At 43.5% G+C, this 24,099-nt stretch carries 17 protein-coding genes; 16 read left to right on the forward strand and 1 reads right to left on the reverse strand.

Annotation, left to right across the window (positions count from 1 at the left end):
* The first annotated feature begins 54 nt into the window (after positions 1 to 54).
* The 11 genes from HPY28_RS15420 (at position 55) to HPY28_RS15470 (ending at position 12,424) form a co-directional block, all read left to right on the forward strand.
* Complete coding sequence (locus HPY28_RS15420; protein WP_174230863.1) at positions 55 to 783, forward strand: M23 family metallopeptidase; 729 nt, start codon at positions 55 to 57, stop codon at positions 781 to 783.
* Between the two features lie 180 nt (positions 784 to 963).
* On the forward strand, positions 964 to 1,248 hold the full coding sequence (spoIIID, locus tag HPY28_RS15425; protein WP_003388385.1) for a sporulation transcriptional regulator SpoIIID: 285 nt from the start codon (positions 964 to 966) through the stop codon (positions 1,246 to 1,248).
* Positions 1,249 to 1,329: 81 nt separating this feature from the next.
* On the forward strand, positions 1,330 to 2,346 hold the full coding sequence (gene mreB / locus HPY28_RS15430) for a rod shape-determining protein (protein WP_017252335.1): 1,017 nt from the start codon (positions 1,330 to 1,332) through the stop codon (positions 2,344 to 2,346).
* Between the two features lie 7 nt (positions 2,347 to 2,353).
* Positions 2,354 to 3,322, forward strand: coding sequence for a flagellar hook-basal body protein (locus HPY28_RS15435; RefSeq protein ID WP_173623342.1), 969 nt, complete (start codon positions 2,354 to 2,356; stop codon positions 3,320 to 3,322).
* Positions 3,323 to 3,337: 15 nt separating this feature from the next.
* Positions 3,338 to 4,171: a flagellar hook-basal body protein gene (locus tag HPY28_RS15440; RefSeq protein ID WP_069850971.1), complete on the forward strand. Its 834-nt coding sequence runs from the start codon at positions 3,338 to 3,340 to the stop codon at positions 4,169 to 4,171.
* A gap of 34 nt (positions 4,172 to 4,205) precedes the next feature.
* Positions 4,206 to 4,460, forward strand: a complete 255-nt coding sequence (locus HPY28_RS15445; protein WP_017252332.1) for a DNA-directed RNA polymerase subunit beta — start codon at positions 4,206 to 4,208, stop codon at positions 4,458 to 4,460.
* Positions 4,461 to 4,591: 131 nt separating this feature from the next.
* A complete protein-coding gene (locus tag HPY28_RS15450; RefSeq protein ID WP_017252331.1) occupies positions 4,592 to 5,113 on the forward strand; it encodes a CDP-alcohol phosphatidyltransferase family protein in 522 nt (173 codons plus the stop codon).
* A 163-nt stretch (positions 5,114 to 5,276) separates the two neighbouring features.
* On the forward strand, positions 5,277 to 5,735 hold the full coding sequence (gene fabZ / locus HPY28_RS15455) for a 3-hydroxyacyl-ACP dehydratase FabZ (RefSeq protein WP_174230864.1): 459 nt from the start codon (positions 5,277 to 5,279) through the stop codon (positions 5,733 to 5,735).
* Positions 5,736 to 5,860: 125 nt separating this feature from the next.
* Complete coding sequence (locus HPY28_RS15460; RefSeq protein WP_017252329.1) at positions 5,861 to 6,598, forward strand: WecB/TagA/CpsF family glycosyltransferase; 738 nt, start codon at positions 5,861 to 5,863, stop codon at positions 6,596 to 6,598.
* A gap of 27 nt (positions 6,599 to 6,625) precedes the next feature.
* Positions 6,626 to 7,726: a glycosyltransferase family 4 protein gene (locus tag HPY28_RS15465; RefSeq protein ID WP_174230865.1), complete on the forward strand. Its 1,101-nt coding sequence runs from the start codon at positions 6,626 to 6,628 to the stop codon at positions 7,724 to 7,726.
* A 177-nt stretch (positions 7,727 to 7,903) separates the two neighbouring features.
* Positions 7,904 to 12,424: an S-layer homology domain-containing protein gene (locus tag HPY28_RS15470; RefSeq protein ID WP_174230866.1), complete on the forward strand. Its 4,521-nt coding sequence runs from the start codon at positions 7,904 to 7,906 to the stop codon at positions 12,422 to 12,424.
* A gap of 77 nt (positions 12,425 to 12,501) precedes the next feature.
* On the opposite strand, the gene HPY28_RS15475 is transcribed toward HPY28_RS15470, so the two are convergent.
* Positions 12,502 to 13,161 (reverse strand): YigZ family protein, encoded by a 660-nt coding sequence (locus HPY28_RS15475; protein ID WP_069850958.1) that lies wholly within the window; start codon positions 13,159 to 13,161, stop codon positions 12,502 to 12,504.
* A gap of 272 nt (positions 13,162 to 13,433) precedes the next feature.
* On the opposite strand from HPY28_RS15475, the gene HPY28_RS15480 reads away from it, so the two are divergent.
* The 5 genes from HPY28_RS15480 (at position 13,434) to HPY28_RS15500 (ending at position 24,001) form a co-directional block, all read left to right on the forward strand.
* The gene (locus HPY28_RS15480; RefSeq protein ID WP_174225204.1) at positions 13,434 to 14,642 is read left to right on the forward strand and encodes a TolC family protein; all 1,209 of its coding nucleotides are present in this window, start codon (positions 13,434 to 13,436) and stop codon (positions 14,640 to 14,642) included.
* 447 nt (positions 14,643 to 15,089) lie between these two features.
* Positions 15,090 to 18,239, forward strand: a complete 3,150-nt coding sequence (locus HPY28_RS15485) for an S-layer homology domain-containing protein (RefSeq protein WP_174225320.1) — start codon at positions 15,090 to 15,092, stop codon at positions 18,237 to 18,239.
* Positions 18,240 to 18,362: 123 nt separating this feature from the next.
* A complete protein-coding gene (locus HPY28_RS30920; RefSeq protein ID WP_174230867.1) occupies positions 18,363 to 20,630 on the forward strand; it encodes a SwmB domain-containing protein in 2,268 nt (755 codons plus the stop codon).
* Between the two features lie 115 nt (positions 20,631 to 20,745).
* Positions 20,746 to 21,441: a tetratricopeptide repeat protein gene (locus tag HPY28_RS15495; RefSeq protein ID WP_174230868.1), complete on the forward strand. Its 696-nt coding sequence runs from the start codon at positions 20,746 to 20,748 to the stop codon at positions 21,439 to 21,441.
* A gap of 256 nt (positions 21,442 to 21,697) precedes the next feature.
* Entirely contained in the window at positions 21,698 to 24,001 is a 2,304-nt protein-coding gene (locus tag HPY28_RS15500; RefSeq protein WP_174230869.1) for an O-antigen ligase family protein, read from the forward strand.
* Positions 24,002 to 24,099 lie beyond the last annotated feature (98 nt).

A 24,099-nucleotide genomic window follows, 5' to 3' on the forward strand; every position in this document is an offset into this window, starting at 1 on the left:
TCAGGTTTATACGTCAAAATTCTGGCGATACTGAGGGATGAGGTGATGAATAAAATGGAAGATCAAAAAAATCAACCAATTCCATTCAAGAAGGCAAGTTCTTGGAAAAAAGTTTTGGGCAAGAAATGGGCGTTTCCTGCAATCTACATCGGCACCGCAGCAATCATTCTCGCTTTTGTGATGTGGTATCAGGGCAATGTCATGGACACGGTATCCAAAATGACGAATAGCGGAGATGGCGTGGCAGTGACAACTCCTGCAGCTCCTGAGACGACTACACCGCAAAACGAAGAAGCGGTACCTGCTACAAGTGGCGTACAACCACTCGCTTGGCCAGTAGGAAAAGGCGTGCAGTACAATGTGGGCATGAACTACTACGATGAGAAAGCGTCCAAGGACAATCAGCAAAAAGCATTGGTGAGCTTCGACAATACCTTCTACCCACACACAGGTATTGACCTCGTATCTACGGACGGTAAGAGCTTTGATGTCATCGCAGCTCTTGCGGGTAAAGTAGTAAAAGTGGTGAACGATCCACTTGTCGGCAACGAGATTGAGATTGAGCACGCAGACAAAATGATTACGGTATATCAAAGTCTGGAAAGTGTAACAGTCAAACCAGGCGATGAAGTGACACAAGGTCAAGTAATCGGGTCTGCTGGGCGCAACACCTTTGAAAAAGAAGCTGGCGCACATCTTCACTTTGAAGTTCGCATCGATAACAAGCCTGTCAATCCAGAGCAATACTTGATTCAGGCTGAAACGGAAGTAAAAAATCAATAACCGATGAATTTAGAAAAACACCTGCAAAATACAACAATTGCGGGTGTTTTTTTGCGTGTGGTACAAACTGTTGAAAAAAGATGCGGCCGTGCTGGCTTGTCAGGCTTGGAAACGTAGAATATGTGTCCCTACGCACCCATATATTGTATCAGACAATGTAGATACAAGGAGGCGAGTAATGTGCACGACTACATCAAAGAGCGGACCATCAAAATCGGCCGATATATTGTAGAGACAAGAAATACGGTTCGGATGATCGCTAAAGAGTTCGGTGTTTCGAAAAGTACTGTGCACAAGGACTTGACTGAGCGGCTGCCTGAGATAAATCCAGAGTTGGCGAACCAGGTAAAGGAAATTTTGGAATATCACAAAGCCATCAGACATCTTCGGGGAGGCGAAGCGACCAAAATAAAGTACAAACGGCGTAGTAAAAAAGTACGAGTAGAACAGGAGGAGAGTGTGTAAGAAAGAATTTCCTTGTCCTCTCACGTAGAAGAGCCTATGATATTAGGTAGAAATGTAACTGGTAATCAGGGAGGACCTTTCATGTTTGGCAAAGATATCGGAATCGACTTGGGCACGGCCAATGTCTTGGTTTTTGTAAAAGGCAAGGGAATTGTCCTAGACGAACCATCTGTCGTGGCAATAGATAGTAAAACCAGAAAAGTTTTGGCCGTGGGAAATGAAGCCTATCGCATGGTAGGCCGTACCCCAGGAAATATCGTAGCGATCCGACCTTTGCGAGAAGGGGTTATCGCGGATTTTGAAATCACAGAGGCTATGCTGAAGCACTTCTTGAACAAAATTGGTGGAAAGAGCATGTTTGCCCGTCCGCGTATTTTGATTTGCTGCCCGACCAACATCACGTCTGTTGAGCAAAAAGCAATTCGCGAAGCAGCTGAGCGCAGCGGTGGAGCAAGAGAAGTATTTATCGAAGAAGAACCGAAAGTTGCCGCAGTTGGGGCAGGTATGGACATTTTTCAGCCGTCCGGTAATATGGTAGTGGATATCGGTGGGGGAACGACCGATGTAGCGGTATTGTCGATGGGCGATATTGTCACGTCTTCCTCCATTAAAATAGCAGGCGATACATTCGATGTGGCTATTATGCGTTACATAAAAAATAAATACAAATTGCTGATTGGTGAGCGTACGGCTGAAGATATCAAGGTTCAGATTGGAACCGTATCCGGCGGACGCCAGGACGAAATGGACATTCGGGGTCGAGACATGGTAAGCGGCTTGCCGCAAACGATTACCATCCGCTCCACTGAAGTCCAGGAAGCCCTGGCTGAGTCGGTGAGTGCGATTGTACAAGCCTCAAAATCTGTTTTAGAACGAACACCTCCGGAGCTTTCTGCCGATATAATTGATAAGGGTGTTTTCCTGACCGGTGGCGGCGCATTATTGCACGGTATTGACGAGATTCTGGCAGAGGAGCTGAAGGTTCCTGTGCTGGTAGCGGAGGAGCCAATGATGTGCGTTGCAAAAGGAACAGGAATGATGCTGGACTATTTGGACAAGATGCCGGCTCACTCGAATAAGCGATTATTCAGGGGGTAAGATTTAAGTGATCAGAGGCTTGTATACGTCTGCATCTGGCATGCTGGCTTTGCAGAACAGGCAAGAATCGCTGGCGAACAATTTAGCAAATATCAATACACCCGGGTTCAAACAGGACGTGGGTGTCATGCGTGCATTTCCGGAGCAATTGCTCTCCCGCATGAATGATAAGGAAGGACTGGATGTTCCGGGCATCCCTACTATGCCTGGACAGCCTGCCATTATCGGGCGTTTGCACACAGGGGTATACATGTCGGAGGCGCTACCGAATTTTGCGCAGGGGGATATTGAAGAGACACGCAATCCGTATGATCTTGCGTTGATGGACAATATTCAGCCAGATCCGGATGGGAATGAGCGACGGTTGTTTTACAGTGTGGCGCGGATTGAGGATTTGACGCAGCCAGCTCAAGAAGAGGATATTCGCTACACGCGAAACGGTAACTGGAGCGTGAATGGGGAAGGCTACTTGGTAACGGCTGATGGGTACTATGTTTTGGACAATCAAAATCAGGCGATTCGAGTTAATGACCCAGTTAGTGGAATTAATGCTGGACAAGATTTGAAGATCAACGAAGCTGGCGAATTGTTGTACAAAGACCCGAACACGAATGAATATCAATCTTTGGCAGCGCATCCTCGTTTGGGACTGGCTGTAGTAACCAATCCCTTGATGCTGGTTCGTGAGGGAACCAATGTATTCCGTTGGGAAGGCGACATGGACGTCGAAGCGATTGATGTTGCTGAAGCAAACGATCAAGCAGCTCTGGCAGCAGGTACGTACGCTACACCTACGATTTCAGGTCGATACGGTATGCAACAAGGTTGGCGTGAGCGCTCCAATGTAGACCCTGGCCAAACCATGACGAACATGATGAGTGTTCTTCGCGCTTATGAAGCGAACCAACGGGTCATTACAACGATTGATGGTACGTTGGATAAGGCTGCTAATGAAATCGGTCGTGTTAACGGATAATAGGAGGTAGGAAAGATGCAGTCGCTTAATATTTCCACATCAGCTATGCGCGGTATTCAGCAAGCGTTGGACAATACAGCCAACAATCTGGCGAATATTGATACAATCGGGTACAAACGCCGGGTCGCATCGTTTTCCGAGCTTCTCTCCGATTCGATGAATGAACAGCCGGCAGCAGACAATCAAAATCGGAATACATCGGTGGGGATTCGGATCGGAAGCGGTGCCCGTCTTGGCATGACCAAGCTGGATCTCGGTCAAGGTAGTGTGAAAGTTACTGATGTGCCAACAGATGTGTTGGTTGAGGGAAACGGGTATTTTCTTGTCACTCACAAGATCAAGGACGCTACTGGCAATGTCATTCAAGAGGAAAATCGATTGACACGCGATGGCTCTTTCAAGGTCTCATTCGATGATGATGAACAAGGTTATGTATTGCACACTACCTCTGGTCACATTTTAACAGACGAAAACGGCGTAAATATTGTATTGCCAGAGCCAGTCACCAATATTCAAATTACTGCCGAGGGAGCACTTACTGCAAATGGAGTGTCTTACGGCAATATCGGTCTTTGGAAAGTAGACAATCCTGATCAGCTGCAGCAAGTCGGTCAGAATCTGTTTGATGCTGAGTTAGATTCCGGTGCAAATCCAACTACCAAATACACGAATGCCCTCATTACAGGTGATGCTACACTTCGACAAGGAGCATTGGAAGGCTCGAATGTAAGCATGACAGAGGAAATGTCCCAACTGGTGAACATTCAGCGTGCGTATCAATTGAACTCACGTGCAGTCGGCATCAGTGATCAAATGATGGGCATTGCTAACCAACTGAGAAGCAGATAACTCATATAATTTCAGCATGACGGAGGAGAGGAGCATGGAACAAGGGAAGAGCAAACGTTTCCCGCGTCAGACCGAAGAGGTTAAGTCAAAAGGAAAAGAGCGGGAACGGAGCGGCAAAAATTGGCGGCTGAGAGTTGCCAAGATGGTGCTGGTCCCACTCCTGCTGTTTTTCTCACTGGTCATCGGTCTGATGATCGGATACGGTGGGGTTGGAAAGCAGCCAATGTCTGACGTATTCGATCTGGGAACCTACAAACATATGTGGGATTTAATGTTTGAAGATACGTAAAAACGAAGCTGGACAAGCCCGAACCCTATGGTTGGGGCTCCTATTTTTTCGAGGACTTGTTGTGGTGTTTGTCCACAGAGTATAATAGGGCGAGTGGTTGAAAAAGGAAGTGACGATTTGAATACGGAGGGATGTCCGTGAATCTTCCTAATTTGCTTACGATCTTTCGCATCGTGCTCATCCCTTTGTACCTGTATGTCTTTTTTTCGGTGTTTCCGTATCATGTTGAAATCGCTTTAGGCATTTTGATTTTGGCGGGAGTGACCGATATTGCGGATGGGTACATCGCGCGGAAGCATAAGCTTGTGACCACCATCGGAATGATGTTAGATCCTCTGGCAGATAAATTAATGATGCTGGCGGTCATCGCCTCATTATTTTTGACAGATCGAATCAGTATATGGGCTGCCCTGTTTTTCTTTGTGCGCGATCTGGCAATGATAGTAACAGGAGCTGTTTACCACTTCCGCGGGAAAAAAACCGTCCCGGCAAACGCCTACGGCAAGCTGACAACTGTCCTTTTGTATGTTGTCATTCCGCTGGTAATGTATCGCTATGAGTACAGTGAAGCGATACTTTGGTCTGTTATAGCGTTCTCATTTATTGCGAGCGCGATTTATCTGGCAAAGGCTCGACTATTGAACCGCGTGTAAGGGTGAAAAAGAGCACTTCCCGCTTTTGGGGAGGAAGTGCCCCTTTTATCTTAACCCCGCTTGTCAGTTCAACTGGGGCGGGAGTTATGTATATTGTTTTCTTGGTCAAAGGGTATTCATGCATAGACAAGTCTAGTTAAGTATGGAAATGGAGCGATACATAATGCAAATCAAAGCGCCTTTGGATATTATGCAAATTCAGGAAATCATCCCGCATCGTTACCCGTTTTTGCTGATAGATAAAATCGAAGAGCTGGAGTTAGGAAAAAGAGCAGTTGGAATTAAAAATGTCACGGTTAATGAACCGTTTTTCCAAGGCCATTTTCCTGGTTATCCAGTCATGCCTGGTGTCCTTATTGTGGAAGCGTTGGCACAGGTTGGGGCAGTAGCGATGCTCAGCATGGAGGAACATCAAGGAAAAATCGGACTGTTTGCAGGTATTGATGAATTCCGTTTCAAAGATCAGGTGAAGCCGGGAGATACGCTGGTACTTGAGGTTGAGCTTACTCGTGTGCGTGGTACCGTCGGCAAAGGGCATGGAAAAGCATTGGTAAATGGGAAAGTAGTAGCAGAGGGTGGATTGATGTTTGCCCTAACGGCAGGAAATAAGGCACATTCATGATCATCTTGAATGTGCCTTTCTTTTCGGGTAGAATGGCTAATGGGCATCTCCATGCATGAATAAGGTAGTTTAAAAAGTCGTCTTTTTAAACATTGATTTAATAACAAGCACTTGAAGGTGAAGAAATGACCAAACAGGTCGCAACGATATTAGATGTGCCATTTACGACTCGCGGCTTCCGTGAGACTATCGATCATATAACAGAGCGTATACAAAACGGTCAAAAGACCCACGTGGTGACTGCCAATCCGGAAATCGTCATGGTAGCGAGAGAGAATCGCGCTTTCCGTTCTATTGTAGAACAAGCCTATGTCGTTCCAGATGGAATTGGGATCGTGTACGCTGCTAAATGGACGAATCAGCCGATTTATGAGCGCGTTACGGGTGTGGAACTGCTGGAAGCGCTCATGGCCAAAGCCGATCAACATCAGTGGGGCGTGTATTTACTCGGCGCCAAGCCGGATGTCATTCATTTGGCAAAAGACAAACTGAGTGCTCGTTATCCGAACGCCCGAATCGTCGGATGTCGGGATGGCTATTTTCGTCCAGAGGAAGAAACTCAAATTGTACAAGAAATTGCCGAAGCGAAACCGCAGCTCCTGTTCGTCGCACTGGGTGCGCCCAGACAAGATGAATGGATGGCGAAGTATCGCGATCAGTTAAATGCCTCCCTGATGATGGGGGTAGGCGGAAGCTTTGACGTCATTTCCGGGAAAGTGAAGCGCGCTCCCGAGATCTGGCAAAAACTGCATTTGGAATGGTTTTATCGACTTGCTTCCGAGCCTTCCCGCTGGAAGCGTCAACTGGCTATTCCTCGGTTTGTTCTAACCGTACTGAAAGAAAAATGGAGTAGCCGTTCCTAGATGCATCCGTAGAGAGGAGAACAGTCGATGTCTACACTAATCCTCGGATTTCTGACTTCGCTGATCATATCGTTTATTGCAACACCGTATGTAAAAAACCTGGCTGTAAAAGTAGGAGCAGTCGATGCCCCGAACCAGCGCAAGGTACACACGCGAATCATGCCACGTATGGGTGGCTTGGCTATTTATATCGGTTATCTGGTTGCGTTCTTCCTATTTGTCCCGTATACAAGCCTATCGGAAATGTTGGGAATCTTCATTGGAAGCACGATCGTGATGGTCGTCGGTATGCTCGATGACAAATACCAGCTCTCGCCGAAGTGGAAGCTGCTCGGACAGCTAGTCGCAACAGCGATTGTCGTCATTCCTTTTGGTTTGAAGATCGGTGTCGTGAATCTGCCGTATAGCGGAAGCATTGATTTCAGCAGTGGCTGGCTCTTCTGGCTCGCGATTCCGATCACGATGTTTTGGATTGTCGGTGTAACAAATGCGGTGAACCTGATTGACGGTCTCGATGGGTTGTCGGCCGGTGTATCAGCAATTGCTGCAGGGACAATGGGAGTTATGGCCTTGTTGATGGACGATTACAAAGTAGCGACCTACTGTTTCGTGCTCCTCGGAGCGATCCTGGGTTTTCTCTACTTTAACTTTCATCCGGCCCGTCTGTTCATGGGCGACACTGGTTCGCTTTTCTTGGGCTTTAACTTGGCTGCTCTGTCGATCATGGGCTTTAAAGAAGCGTTGTTCGTTTCCTTTATCATTCCAATCGTTGTGCTGGGTGTACCGCTTTGGGATACGTTCTTCGCCATCGTGCGCAGAATCGTGAACAAAAAGCCGATTTCGAGCCCAGACAAAGGGCATTTGCATCACTGTTTGCTCAACATGGGTCTATCCCATCGTTCGACTGTACTCATGATTTACTCGATCAGCATTTTCTTTGGAATGATGGCTATTCTGTTGACGAAGACGACGAAGTGGACCACGATTATTGTCATGGTCGCACTGCTAATCGTTATTCATCTCGGAACGGAGATCGTTGGACTCGTTAGCCGTCGCCATCGTCCGTTGATTAATACGTATAGACGGATCAAAATTAAGCAAGCCGAACAACAGCGTCGGACGAATTAAAAATACGAAAAGCCCTGGCATCATTTTGATGCTGGGGCTTTTTTTCACCAAAATTTAGGGGGAAACACTTAAGTACAGAAGGGAATTGTCCGATAAAGATAGGGGAGAAGTATACTGCCCGATCTTTTTTGGAGCGGGACATATAAGCAATTCAGAATAATATGGAGAGGTGAAAAAATGAACAAGTCCTATCAACAATTCCGTCGCTGGCTGGCGATGTGCCTGACGATGATGCTGATTGTTACAGGTGTTTTGCCTGCCGTACCTGCTTTTGCGGCACTTGGTTCCAACTGGAATACTGGGGCTGGTATCAAGACGCCAACTGCCTATCTTGCGACTGGTAGCGGTAACGGTTATGCCTACAGTACCCCAATCAAGACCAAATCGAAATTAATATACGGTGTCGAGCTTTTTTACAAAGATACCTCGAAAAATGGTCAAGGCGTGGATGTAACAATTGATGGGGTCCCCCTTGCGAATAACCAACTGTTCGCAAATGACAAAATTATACTGCCGGATTTTCAACTGAACAGCAGTGGGGCAGTGACTAAAGTTACGGTAAGACCAAAAGTAACGCTAGATCCAACAAATGATACAACAGAGATCTACTTTCAGTACACACCAACTCCTTCGCCTTCGGGAACAGGCCCGCTAAAATTCAATAATTCTGGGGAAGGTGAGCATCAAAGCAATCCTAAAAAGGTTACAAGCCGAACAGTAACTGGCTTGGAATACGAGTATGGCATCTCAGCCGCAGTGGATAAAACACAGGCTGTCGAAGTCCAAGTAAACGGAGTGACCGTCCGAACGGTAACGGGAGCAGGAGGCGTATTGCCAGATATTGATTTATCTCCTGGTCTGAATGCTGTACAGCTTTTTGCACCAAATACAGGTGAGCGTGACGTTATTTATTACGAATACAACTCGCAGAATAGCCCGATTTCGATTACAAACTTCTCGGGTGGAACGACAGCCTATAACCCAGTGGTTTATGGCGATTCCACAATCACACTGATTGGTACGTATGGTAGTGGTGTAACCGGAAGCAGCTTGCGAATCAAGCTGATTACGAACAATGGCCAGACGGTTCAGGATTTATCGAATACTGCTCCATCGATTAACGGAAGTACTTTTACATTTAGCAATATCAGCCTGAAACCAGGTCTGAATCAAGTCGCCTTCTATGAAAAGGTGGGAAATGTAACAAAAGAGCACTACCAGTTCTATGTTCAATACAACAACACACCACTAGTTAGTGATTTGAAAGTAAATGATACACCACTGAACGATCCGAATGTCACTTCGAGTCCAACTTATATCACAGTTCCTTCGACTAACCGTCTGAATTTGAACATGGACGGAAAAGCACTCAATGCAGATACAGTTGAAGTGAAAAACCTGCGTACAGGTGATGTAGTCAAAACACAAGTGAACCGCACCGGATCTTTTGGATTGAGTGTACCATCGCAGCTTGGTGAAAATACCCTGGAGATCAGAGTGTTTAACCAAAATAAGGAAGTAGGAACATTCGTCCGCAAGCTGCTGGTTACCACTACCTCATCCGGAAGCTCTGATCAGTTTTACAAAGTAATGCTGGGTGGAGTATCACTACAGCCGAACCAACTATCAACGGTAACAGGTGCAACGTATTCTCCAGCCATGACATTGAATGGTGCGGCACTTTTGAAATTTGTAGATATTGCTGGTGAGCAGCAGTTCCAGGAATTCAAGGTCACGATTTCCGAAGGTGGAAGTAAGAGTGAATACAAGAGTGGAAGTGGATTAACCTTTACACCGATCGGCAATCCGCAAAGCGGCTTTACCGAATATGCGGTAACTGTAGGGGTACCAGCAGGAGTCTTCCAGGATGGAAAAACGTACAAAGTATCGTTGAGCTACCAGTACTTGACAAAAGCATCGAACAATACCGTAACTTCTCCATCTGGCTTTATTAATGTTGCGAACTACGAGTACGAGTTCAAGTACTTGGACAGCACGAAGCCGAATATTACAAAAGTGATTAATTTGGCGAATGCACAAGAGTTGTCTCCAACGGCTGCAAATACGATAGTTACTTCGCCGCTGGAATTGAAGGTCGTCACACAAAATATCTCGAATCCAAACTCTACTGTAAACATTACCTACAACGGACAAACACTGGCGGCAGGAACTGACTATGTTATCCAGACAGCGACCGATGGATTTACACTTACGCTGAGAAAGCTTCCACAAGGTCAGGGTAAATTGGTAATTGGATATAATGGCGGTACAGCATCGACATCTGCTGCCTATACACTGGATATTCGCATTACTCCATATGCGCAAATCACCTATGTAGATGCAACAGGACAGGTTCGCAGCTTCGAAGACGGATATCAAGTGAAGAGTGAGAACGATATCCGAAATCTTGACGGGAAAGTGTACAACTACGTATTGAAGTCGGGTAATATTGAGGCGACGTTGAACGGAGCAACTATCAACATTACCGATATCGATACCAACAAGGGCACATTCCTGATTCAAAAAGACCAACTTCAAAATGCCCAATCAGGTTTTAAAAAGGGCAACAACGTCCTGAAAATCACGTTAAAAGACGATCCAAAAACCGTTTTTACCTACAATGTTTCGTATAACACATCCAAGACACCATCTGTAGAGGATGTGAAGCTGGAGATCATCTCTAATGGTAAAACCGAAGAGCTGATGAAAAAAGCTGGAGACCCATCCTATAAGACGGGTGCCAACTTCTTGAGCAGCCTGAGCTTTACCGTAAATGATGCGACACATGTATATATCGAAAAGAACGGAAAACGGATCAATGATTTCCGCTACAAGAGTGGGGATTGGGATCAAGACACAACGAATCAGGAATACGTAAAGACTCGTCTGGAAGCAGCTTTGAATAACGATTTGGAAGACCTGTTTGATGAGCACAACATTGATTCAGAGTCTCGTTCCCGATTTGGAGGGAAAATGAGCACGAAGAAGTATGGCGATCTTGTTGAAGAAGTGCAAGATGCTGTAACTGATGCGAAAGAACAGGAACAAAAATTGGGCCTCTTCCCTCTGACTCTGAAAAAGGGTGGAACAACAGTCTACACAATCGTAGCAGAAGATGACAATGGTACTGTCATTCGCTATGACATCAACATCGATCAGAAATATTCAAGCTGGGAAGTTCTGTCCCCAGTAAAAGCAAAAGAAAACGATCCGTACATCATCGTTAATAGCAATAGTGCAGTTGTAAAAGTGTTTGCGGAAAATGCGGACAAAGTATTGTTCGGCAAAACAGAAGCGAAAGTAACGAATACAACAAACCCTGACTTCTATTATGACGATGACCAAGGAAAAACAATTCCAGAAACCTACTACGTGTTTACATCTACAGTTCCACTTAAAAAAGGTTTAAACACAGTGAAATTCTCGGTTGTAGTAGGCGATAGCACCTATAAAGACGAAATCAAAATTTACAATGCGAGCTCGAATGTAAATGGTGCTGAATATCGTGATGTATTAGGGAAGAAAGTAGCGTTTAGCGTATTTGATAAGCAATTTGATCTGAAGTTCCCAAAAGGTACCGTATTGCTGTCACCAGATGACAGCCGTGCTGGCCAAGAAGTGAAGAATCCAAACGGAGACATTTTTGTCGATGTGCCTCTCTATTTTGGTATGGCAGACCGAACAACAGGACAAGTAACCATTGAAGAAGACAATTTGGAGGACAGGCTGGTACTCGAATCCAACTTTAACTACGCAAGTCCGTTGTACTATGTCGATGCAGGTGACATAGAGGCTCCGGGTGGACGTGATCCATACTACGATGAAGGCGATGCTCAGGACTTTAAGAGCCGTTGGCAGGACAATCTTGTTCCAAGCCTCCGTGGAACACTTACCATTAAATATGATCCATCGATCGTAAATGCTGCGAACAACATCTTGACCATTTACTATCACAACGGTGACGAGTGGAGAAACATTGGTGGTGTAGTGAATACTGGCGCGAAAACCGTGCAGGTACCGTTTGCTGGATTTGGTTACTACATGGTCATGAAAACAAGAGAATCCTACGATGATGTCATTACCCATGATTTTGCCCGTGATGCGATTGAGACCTTGTATGCAAAAGGCATTATGCCAGCATACAGTGGAAGCAGTTTTGGTGCAAACCGTGACATGACACGCGGAGAATTTGCCACAATGCTGGTAAAAGCGTTGGCACTGCCTATTAACGCAGGTCCATATAAGGATAGCAATGAACGTGATCCTTTAGAGCCTACCTTCACGGATGTCCGTCCTAATCGGAATACGTGGGATTATGAGTACAAGTACATCGAGACGGCTGCTCGCGCTGGGATTATTCGTGGAAAACAGCCAGGCTACTTCCGCCCAGATGATTCACTGACGCGTGAAGAAGCAACAATCATGATTGCGCGTGCGCTCAACATGAAATTGGCTACGCTCGATGCATCCAAAGTGGCATTGAATAAAATGTTTACAGATGCGAAAGATGTGAGCTACTATGCAGCTCCATCTGTGCTGGCTGTCAGCAAAGGTAAGCTGATGAACGGTGAAGTCAATGACCCATCCGTGAAAAAGCCAACCTACAGCTTCAAGCCTACTCATAATTTGACTCGTGCAGAGATGGCTGTTATCACAGTACGTGTGATGGTCCAACTCAAAAAACTGCCTAAGCAGTAAGTGAATATATTTCGCTATATATAATAGAAGAAAAGCTGAAGAGGTCATCCGCCTCTTCAGCTTTTTTCGTTGAGAAATTACTCTTCTTCCACATCTCCAACCGCGTCCACCGGAACCTCCACATATTCCTTTTCTCCGAGCACGATCTGAGCTTGTCCATTCGTCAAATCGACCATTCGCGCGACGAACTCATCCTGTTCGCCCTCAGGAATCAATACATGCGCGGTAACCTTGTCTGTGAAATCCGTACCACTCACGCGATGTTCGCCTAGACGTAGTTCGTTCTCTACCTTGCCCCACCACGTGTAGTCGACGCTGACAGAAATCGTTTGATGCAGGGTATGCACCACGATTTTCGCAGCCTTAAGTGCAGTAACCGTTCCTGCTGTGTAAGCCCGAACGAGTCCACCAGCCCCAAGCTTGATTCCGCCGAAATAGCGAGTGACGACGACGACCGTATCCTTAACACCGTTTTTCTTGATACACTCAAGAATCGGTTTGCCAGCTGTACCGCTGGGCTCCCCGTCATCACTTGATCGCTGAATTTGATCGTTTTCGCCAATGACAAAAGCGGAACAGTTATGGGTAGCATCCCAGTGCTTCTTTTTAATCATCGCGATAAACGCTGTCGCTTCTTCTTCGGTTGTAACCCGCTTGGCATATCCGATAAAACGGGAGCGTTCAATAACGATATAGTCCTCACCGTAGCCAGCGATAGTTTTGTATTGCGTAAGCATCGTACAATCACCTCAAGAAAAGGATAGCATGCAAAAGAAATGTTGGCGAACACTGAAATGTTTTTGACACATAATCGTAGTACTCTATGTGGTGCTTCTGGAATAAAAAAGGAAAGGGAGGAGCTATCTATGATTCCCTTATGAAAATGCTGGTATGGCATAATTTTGCGTGTGAGAAGTATAACTCTGTGATATAGTGATCTTGGGACAAACCACATATTTAATGTGGTTAATAATTTTATGCTCAATATAAAATAAAGGAGTGGAATTCAGTGAATTTTCCATATTCGAAAAAGAAATGGATGTCCATCAGTTTGGCGGCAGTATTAACAACAGCACTAGGCGCAGGAAGCTTGACGGCATCTGCGAATACAGGCTCCGATCAAACAAAGGCACCTACGACTGTACAAGCATCAAATGATAAAACAACAACACAAACCGGTACAGGGAGCCAGTCTACTACTGAGGCTGCTGCAAGTGAGGAGCTGACTTTGGAAAAAGCCGTTGAACAGGCTCTGAAGTCAAATGCTAAGCTTAATGAGACACGTCTGGATGCAAAAAATGCAGACATTAATCAGTCACTTACTTATGTAAGTAACTCTGAAATGCCAAGCAGTACGATTGAAACGCTGGAAGATGCACAACGCAAATATGTGACAAACGAGAATGGGAAAGTGAACAAAAAGCTCAATGCACTGTACGTAAAATCAGCTGAAGCAAAAACAAAGCTAGGGGCACAAGATGTCTATTACAAGCTGATTTTTGCTCAAGATGATTTGAACTTGAAGAAACAAAGCTTGGCTCGTTCAGAAGCACAGCTGAAGGTAGCAAAGGCTGCATTCGATGTGGGAACGAATGCAAAAACAGATGTTTTGGAAGCAGAGATGGGAGTAGCAGCGGCAAAAGCACAATTGAAGTCTGCAGAAAACGCTGTGGAAATTGCCCTTATGGATCTAAATGACTTCCTCGGAGTAGATTTAAATAAAGAATGGAAGCTCGTCACATCGAATAAGCAAACGGCCCCTATTAAGCTGACGAACGAGCAAGCCAAGGAGCAGGCACTCTCCAACCGGGTAGAAATTACGAGAGCAGAAGAAGAGCTCAAGCTGGCTGAACTGAACGTGAAGCTGATCGATGAGTATTTGGCTGTATCTACTCTTCAAGGTCAACAGGCGCGCAATAATGTGGAAAAAGCCAAGCTTGCTATCGATGAGCAAAAGCGTGTTGTTATCAAAGATGTAACAGAAGCATATCTCAACCTGAATGCGGCAAGAGAAGGGATTGAGTTCCGTAAGTCTGCAAAGGATTCTGCTGCGGAGAGCTATCGCCTGAAAAATCTGCGCTTTGAGAATGGGCTCGCAACTACTTTGGAGGTTATCCAGTCCGAAGAAGCGTTGTCTACTAGCGAGAACGAGTACCAAAAGGCTGTATTGTCATACAACCTGGCTGTTGTAGCTTTTGAAACAGCTCTGGGTAACTAACTGAAAACAAGATTTGTAAGCTTTCGAATCCAATTGGAAAAAGGTTCAGTCGTGACAGCCCGCCATATGTCCCCTATAATACGGATTGTGGCGGATGTCACTTCGTACATAATGGACAGGTGAATAACGAACCACGAAAAAAACTTTAATTTTTTTTCGAAGGCGCCGCAACTTTTGATTCGCTCAGGCGTTTAATAGGATGTCACACGAAAAACGGGGAATTGTGTAAAAAAGATTCACGAATTCTAGCAGTTGTGTTACACTAGTGATTGTTGCATTTTACACAATACTGAATATACTAGAGATTTTTAACACAAAAAGCGAGGCTTTCCTGCGAAAGGAGGTGACACGCGCTTGCAGGATTCGGGCTTTAAAAAGAAAGATAGATTAACAACAAATATTCCCCAAGAACAATTTGTTTATACTAGAGGAGGAGAACACAAGGTTATGAAAAAGGTCGTTAACAGTGTATTGGCTAGTGCACTCGCACTTACTGTTGCTCCAATGGCTTTCGCAGCAGAAGAAGCAGCAACAACTACAGCTCCTAAAATGGACGCTGAAATGGAAAAAACCGTAAAACGTCTGGAAGCTCTTGGCCTGGTAGCAGGTTATGGCAACGGCGAATACGGTGTAGACAAAACTATCACTCGTGCAGAGTTCGCTACTCTGATCGTTCGCGCTCGCGGACTGGAGCAAGGTGCGAAATTGGCACAATTCAGCAATACTTACACTGACGTTAAATCTTCTGATTGGTTTGCTGGTTTCGTAAACGTAGCTTCCGGCGAAGAGATCGTAAAAGGTTTCCCGGACAAATCTTTCAAACCACAAAACCAAGTTACTTATGCTGAAGCAGTAACTATGATCGTTCGTGCACTGGGTTATGAGCCAGCAGTTAAAGGTGTATGGCCTAACAGCATGATCTCCAAAGCTTCCGAGCTGAACATTGCTAGAAGCATCACTTCTCCTAACAATGCAGCAGTTCGTGGCGACATCTTCAAAATGCTCGACAACGCTCTTCGTGTAGACCTGATGGAGCGTAAAGGATACGGTACTGAAGCTACTTATGAGGTAACAAACGAGAACCTCTTGACTAAGTACCTGAAAGTTACTGTTCGTGACATGGAATGGGCTCAAGAAGCTGGCCGTGACGGCGATGACTTGCCACTGGTAACAAACGTACCTGCTATCGGTTTGGGCAAAATCAAAGCTAACGAAGTAACTTTGAATGGTAAAAATGCTGGTATCGGCAACACTACTTACAAAGTAGCTGACGGTATCAACTCTAACGAATTCGCTGGTCAACACGTACAAGTGTGGATCAAAGACGACCGTGAAGACGTAATCGTTTGGATGGAAGGTTCCACAGACGAAGAAGTTATCATGGACCGTGTGAGCGAATGGGAACTGAAAGGCAAAAAGTTCTCCGATGCTAAAGATCTGAGCAACTCCGATCTGAAAGATCTGAAACTGATTTTGGATGCTAGCGAGAAATCCTACCGTCTGAACAAAGACACTGTTGTTACTTACAACTTCAAACGTTACACTGATGCAGTTGACGGTTTGAAAGAAATCATCAAAGATGGCGATGGCTTCACTTTTGGTGTGAAAGTTGTTCTGGATGACAACAACGAAATTGCTTACATGCACGTAATCGACGATCAAACTATGAACCAAACTGACGAAGGTCGCAAGTATGGTTCTGAAGTGATCAGCAAAGTCGATGTTGAAAAGAAAAAGATCACGAACATTGACAACGACAAGTTCAATGAGCTGGAAAACAAAGATGAAGGTAAAGACTTCCTCGTATTCCTCAATGGTAAACCAGCTAAATTCAGCGATCTGAAAGAAAACATGGTTTACAGCGTTTACTATCCAGAAGGTGACGAAGACAAGTTCCTGATCTTCGCTACTGACACGATTGTAGAAGGTAAAGTAGACAAAGTTGTTATGCGTAACAGCAACGACTACCGTCTGACTGTTGGAGACAAAACATACCGTATCTACAAAGGTGCTACTTACTCCGATAACGGAAACAAAGACGTTGAAGATACTGATGGATCCAACTGGGATCTGATCAAAGATCTTGACGGTGAAACAGTAAAACTGTACCTGGATGCTTCTGGTCGTGTTCGTCACGTAACTACTAAGGATCCAATCGACGATCGCAAACAAAAAGCAATCGTTACTCGTGCAGCTTACAATGACTATGGTAAAGACAAATGGCAATTCACTGTATTGACTCAAAAAGGCAAAAAAGTGAATGTTGAGTTGGAAGCTAAAGACATCTATGATGTAAACGGCAAAAACTTTGACAAAAACGGTAACGAGAGCGAACTGGAAGAGCTTCTCCAACCTAAGAAAGACGACAGCAACGTTCTGCTTGAAGTTGAACTTGACAAAGAAGGTAAAGCAGAAAAAGTTCGTATCCTGAAAACAGATCTGATTCGTTCTTCTGGAACTGACTGGAACAAACTTGCTGACGAAGACGATGAAATGGTTGACGACTACGAAGTAAATGATGATACTGCGATCTTCGACATGACTGGCGAGATCAAAGACGCTAACAAACGTCCTGAACTGAAAAACGCTAAAGCTACGAAGTTCAAAAACATCGCAGACGAAGACGATCTGACTGTATACTACACAGTTGACGAAAATAAAGATGAAGTTGAAGCAATCTTCGTAGTTGAAGGTGACGGTTTGGGTGGCGATGCCCAATACGGTATGGTTTGGGATTACGGAAGATCCGGTGGAGATGACACTATCCAAGTTCTCACTAAAACCGGTGACAAAGTCGAATTGAAAACTTACCCATTGGACAAAGATTCCGAAGATCTGAAAGACGATCGTGGTATCAAACGCGGCGACTTCATCGCATTCCAATTGGATACTAACGATGAAGTAGTTGTGGACGATGTTGTTGAAGTAGTTAACAACAACCTCGAAGATTCCGACGAGAAAATGCTCGCTAAGATCGCTGACAAAGACGAGTGGAAAGATGCTAGCATCGACAAAATCAAAGTGGGTCTGGTATCTAACGTAGATGGCAACACCATCACCGTTAAAGATGCTGATGACAAAAAATCCACTATCTCCACTAAATCTTCTACTGCATTCCTGGACATCTTCGATGATCTGGAAGGCGTAGACGGCGTGAGCAAAGGCGACTACATCGTTGCTATCGATAGCTCCGACGTTTCTGGTAACAAGTACGACTACGTATTGATCATTTCCGACGAAGATGAAGTAGATAAAGAAGGTTGGGAAGATGAAGCGGAAGCGTTCTTGAAACAAGAAAAAGGCGATACTCCAAACCCAGGTAAATGGGATGCTATTGCTGACTCCGCAACTGGTAAACAGTTCGCTATCGGTCCAGTAAACTCTTACTCTGTAACTGTAGAAATCAAATCCGGTAAAGAATCCGAGATTGATAACGCAGTTATCAAAGTTGGCGGCGAAACCTTCACTGGTAAAGTAAGCAACGGAGAAATCGTATTCGAATTCTCTACTGACAAAACAGATGCTACTACTGGTGTAATCACTGTAACAAGTGAAAAAGGCGACACTGACAAAGCAAACGTAACTTTCAAAAAATAATTTTGTGAGTTAAAGCCTTTTACGTGAGTCGAACAGCGGAGGGAGTCACCTCTCTCCGCTGTTCATTACATACTCACTCACAAAAAATAGAGACTTCCTATCAAACTTACGGAGGGGTAGTACGTGAATAAAAAAGTAGCTCTTTCCATCCTTTCTGCTACAGTAGTTGCTAGCATGGCTTCTTCCGCTTTTGCAGCACCAAAATCTGGTGTTTATTTGGGTGGAGATGTAGACAGATACTATGAATTGCGTGACCTGTTCAACCTGACAGATGCAGGTAAAACAAAATTTGCAGCTGACATGAAAGTAACTGCTTTCGACAAACTGATCTACGTTGACTTCGACGGTAAAGGTGCAAGCCTCCGCGAAATCATGAACGGTGAGTTCAGCAAAGTTAAGAGAGACCTGAAAGAGACTGATTTCGAAGGCGTTTATACGAAATCTAACCTCGATGGTTCTAACGGTGCAACTTACGACCCTCGCAAAGATGCAGTTCCAGGTCCTGCGGGCGAACTGAAAGTTGAAGCTGTAGATGCTCTGAACGCAAAAGAAATCGTTGTTGACTTCGATGACGAGTTGGATACAGTAACTGCTGAAGATGCGTCCAACTATGAACTGAAAGTAAACAACACAACACGTTCCGCATTCACTGTAAAAGTTGATAGCACTGATAAGACTAAAGCTGTTATTACTTTGGGTGATAACATCAACACTGGAGATTATGTATCTCTTACTGTTAAAAAGACAGTATTGAACAAAAACCTGAGTGGTTTGGAGAAGGATGAGACAAAAACATTCTCCTTCGTAGATACTGCTGCTCCAGTTGTTAAGTCTGTACAAGTTAAAGGTAGTGACGTAGTTGTTACCTTTGACGAATATGTAAAGACTATTGGATTGATCACAGTAGATAACATTGCTGTGACTGCTACTCCAGATCCAGTACTTCCAGCAAAAGAATTTACACTTAAAGATGCTGCTAAAGGCTTGACTGCAGGTCAACATACTATTGCATTTGCTAACGTAACGGATCTCAATTCTACACCAAACAACGCTCCATACCTGACAAAAACATTCGATGTTACTGTTGATGCTGCTGCTCCATCCGTAAGCAAAGTAGAAGCTGCTGGTGAGTACAAATTCAAAGTAGTATTCGATAAAGAAGTTACTAAACCAACTACAATTTCTGTTAAGAAAAACGGATATGCTGTGAATGCAGACATCCAACCTGTAGTTGGTACTTCTGATGATGAGTACTATGTAACAGTAACCGACAACGGTCAAGTAAAAGTATATGGTGATAATGAAACCACTACTAACCTGTCCGTAACAGTTGGCGGTTATAAAGCTACGAACAACAACATGTTTGGTAACGAGTTCACAACTTCTGTGACTCTGTCTAAAGATGGTGCTGCTCCTACAATCGTTAACCGTTTCAGCAAAGTGGTTGACAAGGGTACTACAGGTGCACCAAATGAAGTATTCCATGTACAATTCTCTGAAGAGTTGAGCGATGCTACGGGCGCTGTAGATACAGCTAAGATTGTTTTGAAAGACAAAGATGGTGTAAGAAAAACTGTTACTTCTGCTCAAGTAGTAACGGATGCTTCTGGCAAGAAAACAATTCTTGAAGTAGCATCTAACGATGTTAAAACTGACGGCGCGATCAACGCTGGTACTTACACAATTGATTTCGGTACAGGTGCTGTTAAAGACCTTAGCCAAAACCCTAATGCTGCTGCTTCCGTAAGCATTGTTAAGTCCACTTCGGCACAAGGCGAAATTGACTTGACTACTGGTAATAAAGTTTCTGTTTCAAACAATAAAATTACCATCAAATTTGGTAAAGAGATGACTGCAGCAGCTTCTAATGCATCGAGCTACCAATTGAACGGTGCTCCAATTAAGGCAAATGCTGCTTACTTCAATGGCTCCAAAGAGGAAGTTGTAATTGAATTGCAAGATGAAACAATTGCTTCTACCGGTAAAGCTGTACTTGGAATCAATGACAGCGTAGTGGCAGTAGATGGAAGCAAATTGAATGCAGCAAGTAAAAGTCTTGTAGTTGACGGTTTTACTGACAACGTAGACCCAACACTCGTTTCTGCTAAGAAAGAGTCTTCTACTTCCTTGGTTCTGACTTTCAGTGAAGATGTTGTTGTTGCAGATGATGCTGCTCATTTGGATGACTTTGTTGTAAAAGTAAACGGAACTGTAGTAGGTGCAACTTACATCGGCTCTGTTGATGGCGATGCTAAGAAAGTAACTTTGACTTTGCCACAGTACAACACTTCCCAAACTGTAACTGTAGCTACTTACAAGTCTGATCTGAACACTAAAGATATTCAAGGCAACACGCTCAAAGTTAACACAACACCAATCACTGCTAACTAATGAGCAACTAAAAAGAGCCTAGTAATAGGCTCTTTTTTTGTTTTCAATTACTAATTTTGTGGATTGTGCTAATATAGAATGGAAACCAAGTATTTTCTAGAATATGGAGGAACTAATGTTTATAAAGTACATTCAATTAGCAACTGTCTTAGTATTGTCATTTGCAGTAATTACTGGATGCTCAAATGAAGCTAAAGCACCTAAGCAACCTATAGCTGAAGAAAACAAAACAGAAACTCCTAATCCAGCAAAAGAAAAGTACGAGGCTGCTCTATCTCTTTACAACGCCGGGAAAATAGATGAGGCAAAATCAATTCTTGAGGAATGTATTAAATTGGATGCCGCAAATGGAATTTACGAATACTACTTAGGGAATATTTATCGTAAACAAAATGATCTCAATAAAGCTCATGCTAACTACCAAAATGCGGTTGCAAAGTCCCCAGACTTGATCGAAGGCTACAACAATATTGTAGCCATTCAAATGTATAATCAGGATTTTGACAATGCGCTTCTCACTGCTAACAAAGGCCTTCAAGTAAAGCCTGATTTTGCAGATCTTAAATTTAAACTAGGGCAAATTTACTTTGTTCAAAATAAATTTGAAGAATCGATAAAAGTCTTGTCGGAGATTACAAGTGACCCTAAGTATTTTGAAGCGTACCGTTTTATCGGCTTTGGATATATGCAATTAAACAAAAAACAAGAAGCGGTAACAAATATGAAAAAGTATCTGGAACTTGCTCCTGAAGGATTAAACACCAAAGTTGAAGTAGCTAATGTTGTTAAAGAGCTTGAATCTAAAAAGTAATTGATTTCAACGAGGTTTAAATTGCAAGGACTTTTTGTACCGGTCTACTTGCAGTTTTGCCTCTTTTTTTTACTAGGTAATAAAGTTAGGTCCAAATAGCTAGATATCTGTTTATTTTATGGTCGTGTCAAATCGTGTCAATTAGGAAATGGGTGTGATAAAATGAATATGTCTTTTCACAAAGTACTCGTTGATTACTTTCAGGTAGAAGAATAGAAATTATTTTGACTCGATCATTTTTAGTTCGGAGGTTGTAATGGGACGTGTATTAAGTCTAATAAGCGTATGTGTTCTTTATGTACTATTTATTTATACTCCGTATCTACGGGGATTATTTTTTGATACAGATTTTTATTTAATAGAAGTAATTCTGGCAGTGCTTTTTATAGTGAATGCAGTTAGGATTTTTATTAAGAAGCCACAGCAGGCTATGCTGCCATATTTAGTTGTGTTTTTAATACCATTGACGTATCTATTATCATTGACTAATGCAGCGACACCAAGTGGAGCGTTTGACAACATCTTTCGATGGTTAGCCTATTCTTCCATGTTTGTCATGTTAGTTTGGACAAAACAAGCAGACGAATCAAAGAAACTAGAGCAAGTATTTTCGATAGTGTTTCAATTGTCTGGGATATGGATTTCCTTCTTTGCCATTTTTGGTATGTGGGGATGGGTTGAATTCAAGGACCTTATGCTTGCTGAACGTTTAACTGGCACTTTCCAATATGCCAATACTTTCGCCACGGTTATATGTGCTTTCTGGCTTTATGCACTGGTAGTTTTGACGAAGAAGAACCTCCCTATCTGGTCTACTATACTGTATAGCTTACCTTTGGTCGCATACGGTGTAGGCTTATTACATTCTTACTCTCGTGGATCTCTACTTGTTTTTCCGTTGGCATGGTTTATCGGACTTTTGTTACTGAAAGGCAAGGAACAGATTACATACATAATATACTCAGCCCTTTCAGGTGCTGCTTCATTCATTGTATTTCGACAAATTACTATGCAGGCGGGGCAAGGCTCAGTTAATCCGGGCATGCTTTCTTTCTTTGTTTCTACTTTTGTGGTGCTAATGTTGATTTTATTAATCAGAGCAGTATTGGATAGAAAATCGTTTTTCACTAGCTTTGGAGATAAAAAGTTTGCAAGGTTCCTTTTGCCAGGTGCCGTCATTATTATAGGAGTATTATTGGTATTAGATATAAAGAACAGTGGACTGGTATATCAGCAATTGCCAAGCAGTTTACAGGAACGGGTATCGGATATTAATAGGGAAACTGCCAGCTTGTTGGGGAGAACGAATGTATATCAGGATGCATTCAAGCTCAGTAGTGAGGCACCTCTATTAGGAGTTGGTGGTGAGGGATGGAAGATTCTCTATTCTAAGCATCAAGAGCTGCCGTACTTCAATAATGAGATTCACAATGGTTATCTGGAAGTCTTGTTAAGTACCGGTTGGTTAGGATTAATCATCTTTTTGTTGGTGTTTGCATTCTTGGTTTACCAAGTTGCTCAACGGATTTATAAAGAAAATGAAAAAGAAGAGCAGGTACTAACAATCGCTGTGCTTCCAGCCTTAGCAATGATATTCATGCATGGTTTCATAGATTTTGACTTTTCTTATGGGACTGTATGGTTTGTTGCTTTTTGGTTGCTTGCTATAGGAGTTCCATCGGTTGTTTCTTTCTCAAGCGAACAATCATCTAATAATTTTTCTAGTAAAGTGGTTGTTAGATTGATCTTGTCATTTACGGCTGCATTTGTTCTTGTGTTTGGTTTTTATTCGTTAAGATTCTATTTAGCTCAAGATACTGTAGCTGATACACAAGGTGAGATATTGGTTGATGAGGCTGAATCTATTCTTGAAAAGACAGTGGCCCTCAATCCTTATCAAACAGATTATCAATTAAATTTGGCCAATGTTTATGCTACTAAGTTTAGAAATGAAGGGAACGAGGAGTGGAAATTAAAATCGATTGAAAGGTTACGCGTAGCAGAAGCACTGGAGCCTCAAAATGCCAAAGTATTATTTTACGTGGGGAATGTATATGTGACTCTAAATGACTGGGAGAAAGCCATTCAGTACTATGAATCTGCGGTGGAACGTGATCCGTTCAATGTCGAATATATTGAGCGTATTATTACCTTGGAATCACAGCTAGCAGCTGATTTTGCTAAGTTAAATGACAACGAAAAAGCGTTGATGTTAGCTAAAAAGTCGTTAAGTTATTATGAGAGCTATTTAACGAAAATCAAGAAATTTAAGATGAAAGATATTCCTGATAAGCGGCCTCTTGAATTGGCGAACAGTACGTATTTTTTTATAGGACAGTCTTATATGATACTCGGTCATTATCCACAGGGTATTGAAATACTGAAGACGGTAAGTGATCCCCAATTCACAGTTGATGCGCAAGCACTACTAGTTGTAGTATATGAAGCCACGAGACAAAACGAAAAAGCTGCTACTATTACCAAGGCGTTGATGACGCAACGAGCTGATTTTGCGCAGAGGGTTGTGGAGTATCGGGGGATTGTAGTGCAGCAGCCTTAAGGCCTGCTTGATTCATATTCCAAATTGTAAATATTGTATTTAACTGGGGCTGCAGTGAAGCTAGAAAGGTAACATGGTATAATCGCTCTGTCATAACA

Source organism: Brevibacillus sp. HB1.2 (assembly GCF_013332495.1).
GTDB lineage: Bacteria > Bacillota > Bacilli > Brevibacillales > Brevibacillaceae > Brevibacillus > Brevibacillus porteri.